The 14,423-nt window shown below is 54.5% G+C and carries 10 protein-coding genes and 1 pseudogene; 10 read left to right on the forward strand and 1 reads right to left on the reverse strand.

What is annotated here, in order from left to right; all coding sequences use genetic code 11:
• The 10 genes and pseudogenes from tssK (at nt 1) to AC3WS9_RS03865 (ending at nt 13,475) form a co-directional block, all read left to right on the forward strand.
• Nucleotides 1–1,344, forward strand: coding sequence for a type VI secretion system baseplate subunit TssK (gene tssK / locus AC3WS9_RS03820; protein ID WP_492486818.1), 1,344 nt, complete (start codon nt 1–3; stop codon nt 1,342–1,344).
• 3 nt (nt 1,345–1,347) lie between these two features.
• On the forward strand, nt 1,348–2,142 hold the full coding sequence (gene icmH / locus AC3WS9_RS03825; protein WP_492486820.1) for a type IVB secretion system protein IcmH/DotU: 795 nt from the start codon (nt 1,348–1,350) through the stop codon (nt 2,140–2,142).
• 8 nt (nt 2,143–2,150) lie between these two features.
• Nucleotides 2,151–4,775 (forward strand): type VI secretion system ATPase TssH, encoded by a 2,625-nt coding sequence (tssH, locus tag AC3WS9_RS03830; RefSeq protein WP_492486822.1) that lies wholly within the window; start codon nt 2,151–2,153, stop codon nt 4,773–4,775.
• Nucleotides 4,772–5,461 (forward strand): type VI secretion system-associated protein VasI, encoded by a 690-nt coding sequence (vasI, locus tag AC3WS9_RS03835; RefSeq protein ID WP_285143916.1) that lies wholly within the window; start codon nt 4,772–4,774, stop codon nt 5,459–5,461. Before tssH ends, vasI begins: the two co-directional genes overlap by 4 nt.
• Nucleotides 5,461–6,855 carry a type VI secretion system protein TssA gene (gene tssA / locus AC3WS9_RS03840; RefSeq protein WP_492486824.1) on the forward strand — a complete coding sequence of 465 codons (1,395 nt, stop codon included), beginning with the start codon at nt 5,461–5,463 and terminating at the stop codon, nt 6,853–6,855. Before vasI ends, tssA begins: the two co-directional genes overlap by 1 nt.
• A gap of 75 nt (nt 6,856–6,930) precedes the next feature.
• A pseudogene (gene tssM / locus AC3WS9_RS03845) lies at nt 6,931–10,395 on the forward strand (type VI secretion system membrane subunit TssM).
• Nucleotides 10,396–10,405: 10 nt separating this feature from the next.
• Nucleotides 10,406–11,746: a type VI secretion system ImpA family N-terminal domain-containing protein gene (locus tag AC3WS9_RS03850; protein WP_492486826.1), complete on the forward strand. Its 1,341-nt coding sequence runs from the start codon at nt 10,406–10,408 to the stop codon at nt 11,744–11,746.
• Nucleotides 11,747–11,767: 21 nt separating this feature from the next.
• A complete protein-coding gene (locus AC3WS9_RS03855; protein ID WP_285148343.1) occupies nt 11,768–12,247 on the forward strand; it encodes an Hcp family type VI secretion system effector in 480 nt (159 codons plus the stop codon).
• A 35-nt stretch (nt 12,248–12,282) separates the two neighbouring features.
• Nucleotides 12,283–13,134, forward strand: a complete 852-nt coding sequence (locus AC3WS9_RS03860; RefSeq protein ID WP_492486829.1) for a glucosaminidase domain-containing protein — start codon at nt 12,283–12,285, stop codon at nt 13,132–13,134.
• A 2-nt stretch (nt 13,135–13,136) separates the two neighbouring features.
• Entirely contained in the window at nt 13,137–13,475 is a 339-nt protein-coding gene (locus AC3WS9_RS03865) for a hypothetical protein (RefSeq protein WP_285153951.1), read from the forward strand.
• A 74-nt stretch (nt 13,476–13,549) separates the two neighbouring features.
• On the opposite strand, the gene AC3WS9_RS03870 is transcribed toward AC3WS9_RS03865, so the two are convergent.
• Nucleotides 13,550–14,323 carry a lipoprotein YafT gene (locus AC3WS9_RS03870; protein WP_492486831.1) on the reverse strand — a complete coding sequence of 258 codons (774 nt, stop codon included), beginning with the start codon at nt 14,321–14,323 and terminating at the stop codon, nt 13,550–13,552.
• Nucleotides 14,324–14,423: the final 100 nt, after the last annotated feature.

The raw sequence follows: 14,423 nt of genomic DNA on the forward strand, positions 1-14,423 counted from the left end.
ATGGCGACGATGAAAAGCAAGGTGATCTGGCAAGAGGGGCTATTCGCTCTGCCGCAGCACTTCCAGCAACAGCAGCGCAACCAGGAATATTTGCTGAACCAACGTATCAATGCGCAGGGGGATTTTGTCTGGGGATTTACCACGCTGTCAGTCAATACCGAACTGCTGGCCCAGGGGAAACTGATGCTCGATCACGCGTCGGGCTGTATGCCTGATGGCACCGTGTTCAGCATCCCGGAGCAAGATCAGCTTCCCGTTCCGTACCAGCCTGTCGATCTGGCAAAGCCTGGCAACCATGATATCTATCTCGCGCTGCCGGTTATCAGCGATATCACCTGCGAAATTGAAGGCCGTCGCAGCGCCGGGCAGGGGACAGAGCGTTACCGCCTGACACGCAGTGATATTCGTGATTTGCACTCCGATGAGGGCGATGTTCAGCAGCTCGTTTTGGGCCAACTGGCACCCAAAATTGTCAGCGGCGCGGACGATCTGAGTGCGATGGTCACGCTTCCCCTGTGCCGCATTCGCAGCCAGCTGCCAAATGGCGCGCTGGTGCTGGACGATCATTTTATCCCCACCTGTCAGGCCATCCGGGTCAGCCCGGTGCTTAACGGGTTTGCAGGCGACGTTCAGGGGCTCATCAGTAACCGTGCCATCGAACTGGCAAAACGCATTGGCTCACCGGAGCAGAGCGGTATTGCCGACGTGGCGGAATTTATGATGCTGCAGATGCTGAACCGCAGTCAGATGCATTTCACTCATCGCACTCACCTGCATACCTTGCACCCGGAATCCTTTTATCTGGATTTGGTCCGTCTGCTGGGTGAATTGATGACGTTTACCGAAAACAGTCGTCTGCCCTGTCCTGTGGAAGTTTACAACCATCGGGACCTCACCCAGTCCTTCAAAACGGTGATTCCCGAACTGCGCCGGGCACTCAATACGGTGCTGATGCCGAGGGCGCAGAACCTGCCGCTGATCTTTTCGGATGGCGTGTATATCGCCACGGTCAACGATCCTACGCTGCTGCAATCCGGCTCCTTTGTGCTGGCCGTCCGGGCGCGGATGCCGCAGAACCAAATTATTCTCCAGTTCACTCAGCAGTCGAAAATTGCCGCAACGGACAAGATCCGCAACGTGGTTAGCGTCCAGGTTCCTGGCGTACCGCTCACCCGACGTACCGCCGCACCGCGTCAGCTTCCTTACCATGACGGCTACGTCTATTTCGATCTGGATAAAGGGGCTGGAGCCTGGCAGGACGTGGTGAAAGCCGGGGCGATGGCGTTGCATATTTCCGGCACCTTCCCGGAGCTGGATCTGCAGCTTTGGGCGATAAGGGGATAAAGCATGAGCGACCAGTCGGTTTTTTATCCCAATCAGACGTCAATCAATGCGCCGGATAATTTCTCTTATGAAACAGAGGGAGAAACCTCCCGCCGCGAGTACAAACTTGCTCTGCGTGGCGGCAGTCTGAATCCGATGATCGATGCCGCAACGCCGCTGTTAGGCATGGTCATGCGCGTGGCGGGAATGAACAGCCAGTCGATGCCTGAACACCTGTTTTCCAGAGTGGTTACAGATGTGCAGGCCGTGGAGCAACTGCTTCAGGAGCAGGGCTACGAGCCTGGCGTGATTGTCTCGTTCCGCTATGTCCTCTGTACTTTTATCGATGAGGCGGCGCTCGGCAACGGATGGTCGAACAAGAACGAGTGGATCAAACAGTCTTTACTGGTCCATTTCCACAATGAAGCCTGGGGCGGTGAGAAAGTTTTCATTCTTCTCGAACGCCTGATGCGTGAGCCAAAACGCTACCAGGATTTACTCGAATTTTTGTACCTCTGTTTCTCCCTCGGCTTTCGCGGGCGCTACAAGGTTTCGGCCCCGAATCAGAACGAATTTGAGCAGATCTACCGTCGTCTGTACCACGTACTGCACCCGTTGCGCGGTGATACGCCTTTTCCACTGCTGCATCAGGACAAAAAAACGAAAGGCGGGCGCTATCACTTAATAAAGCGCCTGACCATCAAGCATGTCTTTTTCGGCGGCGTGATCGTGTTAGCGCTGTTTTATCTCTTTTATCTGCTGCGCCTGGACAGCCAGACGCAGGACATTCTGCATCAGTTGAATAAATTACTGCGATAAGGACGTTTATGATCCAGATTGATCTTCCCGTGCTGGTCAAGCGGCTGAACCTGTTTTCCCGGCAGGCGCTGGAAGCCGCTGCTGCGGAGTGTATGGCCCAACAGGCAGCGGAAATCACCGTGGCGCATGTGCTCCTGCACATGCTGGCTTCGGTACGCAGCGATCTGCGGGTCATTGCAGAGCAGGCCGACCTTGATATGGGCAAACTGCGTCAGGTACTGACGGTAGAAAACTATGCCACGTCGCGCTCTGCTGATAGTTATCCGGCGTTCTCCCCCATGCTGGCGGAGTGGCTGAAAGAGGCGTGGCTGCTGGCCTCAACGGAAATGCAGATGACGGAGCTGCGCGGCGGTGTGATGTTGCTGGCCCTGCTGCATTCACCGCTGCGTTACCTGCCGCCCGCCGCCGCGCGTCTTCTGACCGGGATTAACCGCGACCGCCTGCAGCAGGATTTTGCGCAGTGGACGCGGGATTCGGCAGAAACCGTAAAAGAGGATGCAGAGGGAAAAAGTGTCCCAGCCGCGGCTGACTATGGCGACAGCCTGCTGGCTCGCTATGCAAAAAACATGACTGAAGATGCCCGGCAGGGACGTCTTGACCCGGTGCTGTGCCGCGATCGCGAAATCGATCTGATGATCGACATTCTCTGCCGCCGCCGCAAAAACAATCCGGTGGTCGTGGGGGAGGCGGGGGTCGGCAAAAGCGCTTTAATCGAAGGGCTGGCGCTGCGTATCGTGGCCGATCGGGTTCCGGACAAGCTGAAAAATACCCACATCATGACCCTGGATTTAGGTGAATTGCAGGCCGGAGCCTCGGTCAAGGGCGAGTTTGAAAAACGGTTTAAAGGAGTGATGGCGGAAGTCATTTCATCGCCCGTGCCGATCATTCTGTTTATCGACGAAGCCCACACGCTGATAGGTGCCGGCAATCAGCAGGGGGGGCTGGATATTTCGAACTTGCTCAAGCCAGCGCTGGCCCGAGGCGAGCTTAAAACCATCGCCGCGACCACCTGGAGCGAGTACAAAAAGTACTTTGAGAAAGACGCCGCACTGTCGCGCCGGTTCCAACTGGTGAAGGTTAGCGAACCCAACGCGGCGGAAGCCACCATTATTCTGCGCGGTCTGTCTGCGGTGTATGAGCAGTCCCACGGTGTGTTGATTGACGATGAAGCACTACAGGCAGCAGCAGTCCTGAGCGAGCGTTATCTCTCCGGGCGTCAGTTGCCGGATAAAGCTATCGACGTGCTGGATACCGCCTGCGCGCGGGTAGCGATTAATCTCTCCTCACCCCCGAAAAAGATTTCAGCGCTGACGACCCAATGTCATCAGTGTGATGCGGAAATCCGCCAGCTTGAGCGCGAGATACGCATCGGGTTGCGCACGGATACGGCGCGACTGGATGAGATTCACGCTCAGTACGACACGGTACAACAGGAGCTGCGGACGCTGGGAGAGACCTGGCACCAGCAGCAGGCGCTAGTGCAGGAGATTATCGCGCTGCGCCAGCAGCTGCTGAGTGAAGGGCAAGAAACCGATTCTCCCGCAGAGCGCCTGCAGCAGCTGACGGCGGAACTGGACGCATTGCATCGCGACCAGCTGTTGGTTTCTCCGCACGTCGATAAAAAACAGATTGCGGCGGTGATCGCCGAGTGGACCGGTGTGCCGCTCAATCGCCTGTCGCAGAATGAGCTGTCAGTGATTACCGATTTGCCCCTGTGGCTGGGGGAAACCATCAAAGGTCAGGAGCTGGCGATTGCCAGTCTGCATAAGCACCTGCTCACCGCTCGCGCTGATTTGCGCCGACCAGGGAGACCGCAGGGAGCTTTCCTGCTGGCAGGCCCGAGCGGCGTCGGCAAAACCGAAACCGTACTACAGCTGACGGAGCTGCTCTACGGGGGGCGTCAGTATCTCACCACCATCAATATGTCCGAGTTCCAGGAAAAACACACCGTATCAAGGCTGATTGGCTCACCTCCGGGCTATGTCGGCTACGGTGAAGGCGGTGTTTTAACCGAGGCTATCCGTCAGAAACCTTACTCGGTTGTGTTGCTTGATGAAGTGGAAAAAGCGCATCCGGACGTGCTGAATCTGTTCTACCAGGCCTTTGACAAGGGAGAGATGGCGGACGGCGAGGGGCGGCTGATTGACTGCAAAAATATTGTCTTCTTCCTCACCTCCAATCTGGGCTATCAGGTCATTGTCGAACACGCGGATAATCCGGCATTGATGCAGGAAATGCTCTACCCGATCCTGGCTGATTTCTTTAAACCAGCGCTGCTGGCGCGCATGGAAGTGGTGCCGTATCTGCCGCTGTCACATGAGACCCTTGCCACCATCATCGCCGGGAAACTGGCGCGACTTGATGCAGTGCTGCGCAGCCGCTTCGGTGCTGAGGTCATTATTGAACCTGACGTCACCGATGAAATTATGCGACGCGTCACCCGCGCTGAGAATGGGGCCAGGATGCTGGAATCGGTCATTGACGGTGAGATGCTGCCGCCGCTCTCGCTGCTGCTGTTGCAGAAAATGGCGTCGAACACAGAGGTGGCCCGAATCCGCTTGTCCGCCGCAGAGGGCGCGTTTACGACCTGTGTGGAAGATGCAGCCGAACAAGAAGACGGTGCCGTTTCATGAGCAGGATGCGTTTTTTCTGGCATACCGGTCTGCTGATGTCCGGTTTATCTGCGGGTGTTGCACTCGCAGACACTCCCCCAGCTTCCGATACCCTGCAGGCGATGCAATCCTGCCGCCTGAAATCTGCCGCGCTGGAGCGTCTCGACTGCTACGACCATCTGCTGGCGCCTGCATCATCAGGAGGTTTTGACGGAGCGCTGGTTAAAGCTCGCTATCAGGGCGAAGCCTGGACTCTGGCCATGGAACAGGAAAAGCGCCGTGAGGGGAATACCACAGCCCTGATGGTGGTGCAGACGCCTGGCGATCATCCGACTGTCGTGATCACCACACCGGCTATTGGCAGTGTCCCGCCGCGCCCGGTGCTGATGTTCAGTTGTATGGACAACATCACCCGGATGCAGGTGGCGCTGACGCATCCGCTGGACGCTCATGATATCGCTGTCACGCTGAATGCCGATGACAGAACCTTCAACAGTCGCTGGTTTGTCCGCGAGAACGGTGTGCTGCTGGAATCCAGCCGTGGCCTGTCGGGTATTGGCGAAATTAAGCAACTGTTCGGGGCCAAAACGCTAACGGTAGATACCGGATCAGACAGCGTCGCCGGAAAGCTGACCTTTGATATTAACGGGCTGGCACGGGCCATCGATCCGCTCCGTGATGCCTGCCATTGGGCGGGGGATTTTTGATGCCTCTGGATTTACGTAACCCGGATACCTGGATTTCGCATCTGCTGGAAACACTGCCGGAAGAAAAAAGCGTTTCATCCCTGAAAGACGACAGCCCGGACTGGGAGTATATCGACGGCGAAATCGTCAAACTGGGCTCCCTGGCCCACGGCCAGCTGGATATCGCGGAAATACAGCGCCGCGGGCTGATCCTTCTGGCATCCGAGAGCAAAGATTTTCGTCTGCTGGCGCATCTGCTCAGGACTTTGCAGCATGCGGGTGACCCGCAGCTGGCGCTGCGTCTGCTGTCGCTTTATGTAGAACATTACTGGACGGTGGCTGCTCCGCAGAACGTGGCGCATAAAAAGCGCTTTGCCGGGCAGGTCATTAAACGTTTTGAAGCGGGGATCGCCGGGTTTGCGCAGAGCGCGGATACTGCGCAGCGCGAGGCCTTACTGGGGGAACTGGCAAAACTGGCCCAGTGCTGGCAGGCGCACAACCTCCCGGAACTGGCGCAAGCCACCGACGACCTGTTTACGTTGTATCAGCGGGAATTCCGTGACGCGGCGTCGACACCTTCGGCGGATGTCGTTCCTTCGCACGACATCGCGCAACCCCTCCCTGCAGTAAAAAACTCTGCCATCACTCTGGCTCCGAAGGTGATCGTCGATAGCCATGATGATATTGCCTGGCGCGATTCACAGCTGAATGTCGCCGCGATCCTCTGCGAGCGCGAACCCGATTCCCCTCTGGGTTTTTGTCTGCGTCGTCATGCCCTCTGGCAGACCATCACCGCTACGCCGCAGGCTGAAAGTGACGGGCGTACTCCGCTGGCCGCCGTGTCGGCGGACAGGGTGGCCGAATATCAAACCCGGCTTACCAGCGCAGACCTGGCGCTCTGGGAGCAGGTCGAAAACAGTCTGTTGCTGGCACCGTACTGGATCGACGGTCATTACCTTTCAGCGCAGATCGCGCGGCATCTGGGCTATAGCGCTGTGGCAGAGGCTATTCGCGATGAAGTCATCCGCTTCCACGCGCGTCTGCCTCTGCTTTCCAGCCTGCTTTTCAACGACCGAACGCCGTTTATCAGCGACCAGACAAAACAGTGGCTGGCCTCCACGCCTGTCAGTGGTGTTGCGCAGACCGGCGAAGAGTTGCAGGCGGCCCAGGCATGCTTTGCCGGGCAGGGGCTGGAAGCGGCGCTGCGTTATCTGGATTCGTTGCCTGAAGGCACGCCCCGCGAGCGTTTCTACCGCCAGTATTCTGGCGCACAGCTTATGGAAGAGGCCGGAATGGAAAAACTGGCTCAGCAACAGTACCGGATGCTTTTCACTACGGGCTCACGAATGATGCTTGCGGACTGGGAACCCTCCCTCTTGGCGCAGCTTGAACATAAATTCATGGCAGAACAGTAAGATAGAACAGGAGCTTTTGTGAGATTACCGACACCCCGACTCTTCAGCGGACTCAAATCTGTCCTCAGGCCGGCTATGCCCCGTTTTAAGGTTTCCGCTTTCTGGTTGCTGGTACTGGCGTGGATTTTTCTGCTGGTATGGATCTGGTGGAAAGGACCGACGTGGACGCTTTACGAAGAGCACTGGCTACAGCCGCTGACCCGTCGCTGGCTGGCTACGGCCGTATGGGGAATTATTGCCCTCGCATGGCTCACCGTCAGAGTGATGAAGCGTCTGCAACAGCTAGAGCGGCAGCAGAAGCTGCAACGTGAGGAGACGCAGGATCCTCTCAGCATCGAACTCAATGCGCAGCAGCGTTACCTTGACCGCTGGCTGCTGCGTCTGCAACGGCATCTCGACAGCCGTCGTTACCTGTGGCAACTGCCCTGGTATATGGTGATCGGCCCGGAAGGCAGTGGGAAAACCGCGCTGCTGCGTGAAGGATTTCCGTCGGATATTATTTATACCCCGGAAACGGTGCGCGGTGCCGAACACCGGCTGTATCTCACTCCGCACGTCGGAAAACAGGCGGTGATTTTTGATATCAGCGGCTCACTCTGCGAACAGCCTGAGGGGGACATTCTGCACCGTCGCCTGTGGGAGCATCTGCTGGAGTGGCTGGTGCAGAAACGCGCCCGCCAGCCGCTGAACGGTCTCATCCTGACTCTGGATTTCCCCGATCTTTTGACGGCTGATAAACGCCGCCGCGAGTACCTGCTACAGATGCTGCGCAGCCGTTTACAGGACGTGCGCCAGCATCTTCACTGCCAGTTACCCGTCTACGTGGTGCTGACCCGGCTCGATTTATTGCACGGATTTTCCGCATTATTTCAGTCGCTGGATAAGCAGGGACGTGACGCCATCCTTGGCGTCACCTTCACCCGTCGTGCCCACGAGAATGATGACTGGCGCGGCGAGCTGAACAATTTCTGGCAGACATGGAGCGAGCAACTGAACCATGCTCTGCCTGACCTGATGCTGGCGCAGAACCAGACTCGCAGTGCTCTGTTCAGTTTCGCCCGTCAGATGCAGGGCAGCAGGGAGCCGCTGGTGGCTCTGCTTAACGGCCTGCTGGATGGCGAAAACATGGACGTCATGCTGCGCGGCGTCTATCTCACGTCATCGCTGCAGCGCGGCCAGATGGATGACATTTTTATGCAGTCTGCAGCCCGCCAGTATGGGCTTGGCAGCAGCCCGCTGACGGCCTGGCCACTGGTGGATATGGCTCCCTATTTTACGCGTAACCTGTTTCCTCAGGTGCTGCTCGCAGAACCCAATCTGGCGGGCGAGAGCTATTCCTGGCTGACTAACGCCCGCCGTCACCTGACGGTGTTCTCGGTTGCGTCGGGGATGGTCGTCGTGCTGCTGACCGTCGGATGGCACCATTATTACAATGACAACTATGCGTCGGGCATTCAGGTGTTGAAGCAGGCGAACGCCTTTATGGCCGTTCAGGCACCGAAAGGCATGGATGAGTACGGCAATCTGCAGTTGCCGCTGCTGAATCCGGTCCGCGAAGCCACTCTGGCCTACGGCGACTGGGGCGATCGCAGTCGTCTGGCCGACCTGGGGTTATACCAGGGCAGACGCATCGGGCCGTACGTAGAACAAACCTACCTGCAACTGCTGGAGCAGCGTTATCTCCCGTCCTTGCTCAACGGACTGGTCAAGGATATGAACGCGGCACCGCCAGAAAGCGAGGAAAAACTCGCTATTTTGCGCGTGATTCGCATGCTCGAAGATAAAAGCGGACGCAACAATGAAGTCGTGAAGCAATACATGGCGAAGCGCTGGAGTGAAAAATTCCACGGCCAGCGTGATATCCAGGCCCAGCTGATGTCCCATCTCGATTACGCGCTGGCGCACACCGACTGGCACGCCGAGCGCGAGGAGTGAGACGGCGATGCCATCAGCCGCTGGATGCCTTACGACAGCCCGGTGGCTGCCGCTCAGAAAGAACTCAGCAAATTACCGGTCTACCAGCGTGTTTATCAGAGCCTCAAAACGCGGGCCCTGGGAGTGCTGCCTGCCGACCTGAACTTACGCGACCAGGTCGGGCCGAGCTTTGAACGGGTATTTACCTCTGCGGAGGATGACAAACTGGTGGTCCCTCAGTTCCTCACCCGCTACGGCCTGAAAAATTATTTTGTAAAACAGCGGGATGAACTGGTGGAACTCACCGCAATGGACAGCTGGGTGCTGAATCTGACCCGCAGCGTGAAGTACAGCGATGCCGATCGCACGGAAATCCAGCGTCAGCTCACCGAGCAATATCTCAGCGACTACACCGCCACATGGCGAGTGGGGATGGACAATCTCAACGTCCGCGATTATGAGTCCATCGCGCAGTTGACCGGCGCGCTGGAGCAGGTGATTAGCGGCGACCAGCCGCTCCAGCGGGCGTTAACCGCTCTGCGTGACAACACTCAGCCCATCGTTCTGTCGGAAAAACTTTCAGACTCGGCGCGCGAAGAGGCCCTGGCTGAACCGGACTATCGCCTGCTGACCCGGCTCGGGCATGAATTTGCACCGGAAAACAGCGCACTGGCCGTGCAGAAAGATAAAGAAAACACGATGCAGGCGGTTTATCAGCAGTTAACCGAGTTACATCGCTATCTGCTGGCGATACAGAACGCACCGGTACCGGGGAAATCAGCCCTGAAAGCAGTACAGATTAGGCTTGATCAGAACAGCAGCGATCCAATTTTTGCCACGCGTCAGATGGCGAAAACTCTACCTGCACCGCTCAACCGCTGGGTGGGTAAGCTCGCCGACCAGGCCTGGCATGTGGTGATGGTGGAAGCCGTTCACTATATGGAAGTGGACTGGCGTGACACCGTGGTGAAACCCTTTAACGAGCAACTGGCGAATGCCTATCCGTTTAGCCCTGACGCCAGGCAGGATGCATCCCTTGATGCGTTCGAACGCTTCTTTAAACCGGATGGAGTGCTGGATACGTTTTATCAGCAGAACCTTCGCCTGTTTATGGAAAACGATCTTAGCCTGGAGGACGGCGACAATGCGGTCATCATTCGCGAGGACATCCGCCAACAGCTGGATACCGCGCAGAAAATCCGCGATATTTTCTTCAGCAAACAGAATGGGTTAGGGGCACAGTTTGCGGTGGAAACCGTATCGCTTTCGGGCAATAAACGCCGGAGCGTGTTGAATCTCGATGGCCAGTTAGTCGACTACAGCCAGGGACGCAACTACACCGCGCACCTGGTATGGCCAAACAATATGCGCGAAGGCAATGAAAGCAAGCTGACGCTGATTGGCACCAGCGGAAACTCGCCGCGCAGTATCAGCTTCAGCGGGCCGTGGGCACAGTTCAGGCTACTGGGCGCAGGGCAGTTAACCGGCGTTCAGGACGGCACATTCAGCGTACGTTTCAACGTCGACGGCGGGGCGATGGTTTACCGGGTGCATACCGATACGGAAGACAACCCGTTTGCCGGTGGGCTTTTCAGCCAGTTCCGGCTGCCGGACACGCTGTACTGAGGAGGCAGGGATGAGTAGCAATCACGCACTGACACAGACCATCATGACCGGCAGCGATCCGCGGGATCTGCCGGAGTTCAGCGCCATTCGGGAGGAGATTAACAAGGCCAACCATCCGTCGCAGCCGGAGCTGAACTGGAAGCTGGTGGAGTCGCTGGCGTTGACGATCTTTAAAACCAACGGGGTAGATCTGCATACCGCAACTTACTTCACCCTGGCCCGGACCCGCTCGCAGGGCCTGGCAGGTTTCTGCGAAGGCGTCGAGCTGCTGGCGGCGATGATCAGCCATGAGTGGGAGACCTTCTGGCCGCAAAGCGGCCCGGCGCGCACTGAGATGCTGGACTGGCTCAACATCCGCACCGGCACGATTCTGCGTCAGCAAATCGCCTTTTCGGAGTCTGACCTGTCGCTGCTATACCGCACCGAACGTGCATTGCAGCTTATTTGCGACAAACTTCAGCAGGTGGAACTCAAACGGCAACCGCGCGTGGAAAACCTACTGTATTTTGTGCAGAACACGCGCAAAAAGTTCGAGCCACAGCCCAGGCACAGTGCAGATACAGCGGCACAAAACCCCGTCAGAACGCTGGTTTATGCCCCAGAGAGTGCGCCATCCACGGCAGAGGTCATTCCCCCGCTGCCCGACCTACCTGAAATGAAGGTGCAGGTGCGCGGACTGACAGACGGCAAGCGCGTGAAAGAGGGCAATACCTTCAAAGGCTTTATTGCGGGTATAGCCAGTAGCGTCGCGATTGCTGCTGCACTCTGGTGGTGGCAGGTTTACCCCACACAGCAGGTGCTCGCACAGGTCAATGACAGCGTGCAGGGGGCGGCGACGGTCTGGCTGGCCTCGCCAGAGCTGGGAAGTTATCAACGAAGACTTGAGCAACAACTCAGTTCCTCCTCGCTACAGCCGCTGGAGATCGGGATGCAGATAATGCGCACCGCAGATAGCCGATGGCCGGAAAGTCAGCAGCAGCAGCAGGCGACTGCCAGGTGGAATGAGACGTTAAAAACCCGCGCGCAAAACAGCCCGCAGCTCAGGGGCTGGTTGCAGACGCGGCAGGATCTACGCGCTTTTGCCGATCTAGTTATGAGACGTGAAAAAGAGGGGCTGACGCTTTCGTATATCAAAAACGTGGTCTGGCAGGCAGAGCGAGGGCTAGGTCAGGAAACCCCACTGGAATCCCTGTTAACGCAATATCAGGACGCGCAGGCGCAGGGCCAGAATACCGACACGCTGGAAAAACAAATCAACGATCGGCTGGATGGAATATTAAGCCGCTGGCTGCTGCTGAAAACCCATTCCCTGCCGGAAGCGGCAACGACTAATACAGGTGCCGGGGAATAACCCTGGCCGGAGGAGTTTATTATGGCAAATCTTGTTTATCTCACATTGAACGGTGACCTGCAGGGACTGATTTCGGCAGGCTGTTCATCGCAGGACTCTATTGGTAATAAAGCGCAGATTGCGCACACGGATCAGATTATGGTGCTGGCGCTGAATCACGGCCTGATTAGAGCGCAGAATGTTAACCATCTGGCACTAACCATTCAGAAGCCCGTCGATAAATCGTCACCTTTGTTGACTAAATCGATTACTGAAAATGAGTGTCTGACCTGTGATTTTGAATACTACCGTACCAATCGCTTTGGTATTAATGAATTATTTTACAAAGTGAAACTGATTAAGGCCCGCATTTCGAGTATACATAGTGAGGTACCGCACACCATCACCAACAGTCAGGGACAGCCAGAGGAATCAATATCGTTCACGTATGAAAGCATTACCCAGGAACACTGCATCGCAGGAACCAGTGTTTACAGTTTGTGGGAAGAGCGAATTTTCTAGTGTGGATGCATTATTGAAAATAGAAAGGAGGGTGTATGAGATGGAGAATTCACCATGCGGTCGGGATGAATCAGCCAAATTTTCCAAGCGATGTTAGAAAAATTCAGATTTTACTGAACAGAGCTACCCGCGAAGATAATATTGAAACGCTAAAGGAAGATGGAATATGGGGGCCAAAAACCTGTGCCCGGTTAGTTATGTTCCAAAGAAAGCATGTTCATTTTTTACTCCCGGATGCCATAGTTAATCGGCATGGCCCGACCTTTGACGCACTACGGGGGACGCACCTTGAGGCTTCACAACTTCATAAGCATGATGCGATTATACCGGATAGTAATACTATTAATCAGTTAGCTCAGCGGGCATCATTACCGCTATCGACGAAGCAAACGGAATGGATTAACAGATCGTTACCTGCCGCTGTTATGGTTAAACGTAATTGGGGAGTACCGATTGCTGTAACAATTTCACAGGGGGCTTTTGAGTCAGACTGGGGACATCGTGCTCCTGGAAATATGTATTTTGGTGTAAAGGGAAAGTCACCTAATGGTAACTCGATAGATGTTACAACTCACGAAGTTTCGGGAGGAGTATCGTCTAAAATTAAAGATAGTTTTCGCTCGTATGATACACTGGAGCAATCTGCAGATGATTATGGACGGTTTCTTACGGTCAATAAAAGATATGCGGCAGCATTTAGCTTCCCCAATGATCCTGAAAAATTTATTCATGAAATAGCCAAAGCTGGATATGCAACAAACCCTAACTATGAGAAAAGGATAGTAAGTATTATGCGCACGACTGGAATAAAAGATTACGATAATCCAGTTGCCTTTGTTTCTATGTGTTACATAAATCCAATGTATTACTTCAGTTTAGTAGGGTAACCATGAAAAAATTGATCGCTACTACATTACTCGGTTGTGCCATATTGAGCACAAATGTTTTTTCGGCACAATTACCACCTGTTGCACAGAAGGTAAAAAATATAGCTGAGAAAAATAAGTTACTTTACTCCCCAGAATGTACCGATTATTTATATATGCCTGACAGTGAACCAGGAATAGATTCTGTTATTGTGGTTGAAAAGCATGAAGGTCGTTGCCCCGGGGATCCGGGCACGCAGCCAAGATTATTCACTGTCAATATAGATCAAAAAACACATGAAATGACATCGGATATTAATGATCCTGCAGAGCCTGAGTTTTCGGCATTTCCTGCGAAGTGAGAGAGTTTTGGGTTAAGAGAGTATCTATTAATTGACGGGCCGATAAATCCTAAGCCCGTCAGCTAAAAGCAGATTTACTGATAGCGATTTGCCAGATCTTTTACCATAGAAGCATAGGTGTTTTGCTTAAGCCGGGCAATTTGTTGGTCGATAGTATCAGCATTGATTTTTTTGTCTGACAGAGGGACCGTGACCTTGTATTCATAATTCGCCGGTGACCAACTGGCCCATTCGCCCGTTGCCACGTCCACAAGGGTGAATCGCACCAGGTAACGCAGTGAGGCAGTGTTCGTTACCTTTTCATTTTTATAGTCTGACCAGACAGTGGTTTTGGTGGCGGGATCATATTTACCCGACTGCAGTAAATCCTGATATACGATGATGGCTTTCTGATGGCCTTTTGCTGCCACATAGCGTAGAGCCTGCATCCAGTTCATATTCTCTGCGATGACAGTTTCATTGTTTTCATCTTTTTCTTTGTTACACGAAATCACTTTCTGTCGGTCAGGTATACCTGAGAACGTTGCTACAGAATAATACTGACTCATCTCCTGCTGCATAAGCGTCTCGGGTGCGCGACTACCGGATTGTACTAAAATGATTTTTGAATTTAGTGGCACATGGAATTCATCTTCTTCGAGTGCTGCCTGAATATCTTCTTCAGTCACTGCCAGTGTGGTTTCGTTGCCAAAAATATCTTTATCCGTTAATTGGACAGAACCGTTTTTACTGACGTTACTCTCCGTACCTGACGCACCTGTTTTTTTAGCATCAATAGGGGAGTGTACTGCGCATCCCGTGAGTAAAAGTGCTGACATATATAGCAATGCTATTGACCTGAAATTCATAATTCGCTCCCTGAATGATAGTTAAATTATTCCGCTGATATTTTATATGTTGTGTTTATTATATACCTGCATCTGGCGTTGGCAAAATGGAATAAATATA

The sequence above is a fragment of the Lelliottia sp. EB106-05-01-XG201 genome (assembly GCF_058791735.1).

Excerpts from the sequence above, each read along its gene's own strand:
- tssK (WP_492486818.1), top strand. The coding sequence starts at position 1 with ATGGCGACGATGAAAAGCAAGGTGATCTGGCAAGAGGGGCTATTCGCT.
- icmH (WP_492486820.1), top strand. The coding sequence starts at position 1,348 with ATGAGCGACCAGTCGGTTTTTTATCCCAATCAGACGTCAATCAATGCG.
- tssH (WP_492486822.1), top strand. The coding sequence starts at position 2,151 with ATGATCCAGATTGATCTTCCCGTGCTGGTCAAGCGGCTGAACCTGTTT.
- vasI (WP_285143916.1), top strand. The coding sequence starts at position 4,772 with ATGAGCAGGATGCGTTTTTTCTGGCATACCGGTCTGCTGATGTCCGGT.
- tssA (WP_492486824.1), top strand. The coding sequence starts at position 5,461 with ATGCCTCTGGATTTACGTAACCCGGATACCTGGATTTCGCATCTGCTG.
- AC3WS9_RS03850 (WP_492486826.1), top strand. The coding sequence starts at position 10,406 with ATGAGTAGCAATCACGCACTGACACAGACCATCATGACCGGCAGCGAT.
- AC3WS9_RS03855 (WP_285148343.1), top strand. The coding sequence starts at position 11,768 with ATGGCAAATCTTGTTTATCTCACATTGAACGGTGACCTGCAGGGACTG.
- AC3WS9_RS03860 (WP_492486829.1), top strand. The coding sequence starts at position 12,283 with ATGAGATGGAGAATTCACCATGCGGTCGGGATGAATCAGCCAAATTTT.
- AC3WS9_RS03865 (WP_285153951.1), top strand. The coding sequence starts at position 13,137 with ATGAAAAAATTGATCGCTACTACATTACTCGGTTGTGCCATATTGAGC.
- AC3WS9_RS03870 (WP_492486831.1), bottom strand. The coding sequence starts at position 14,323 with ATGAATTTCAGGTCAATAGCATTGCTATATATGTCAGCACTTTTACTC.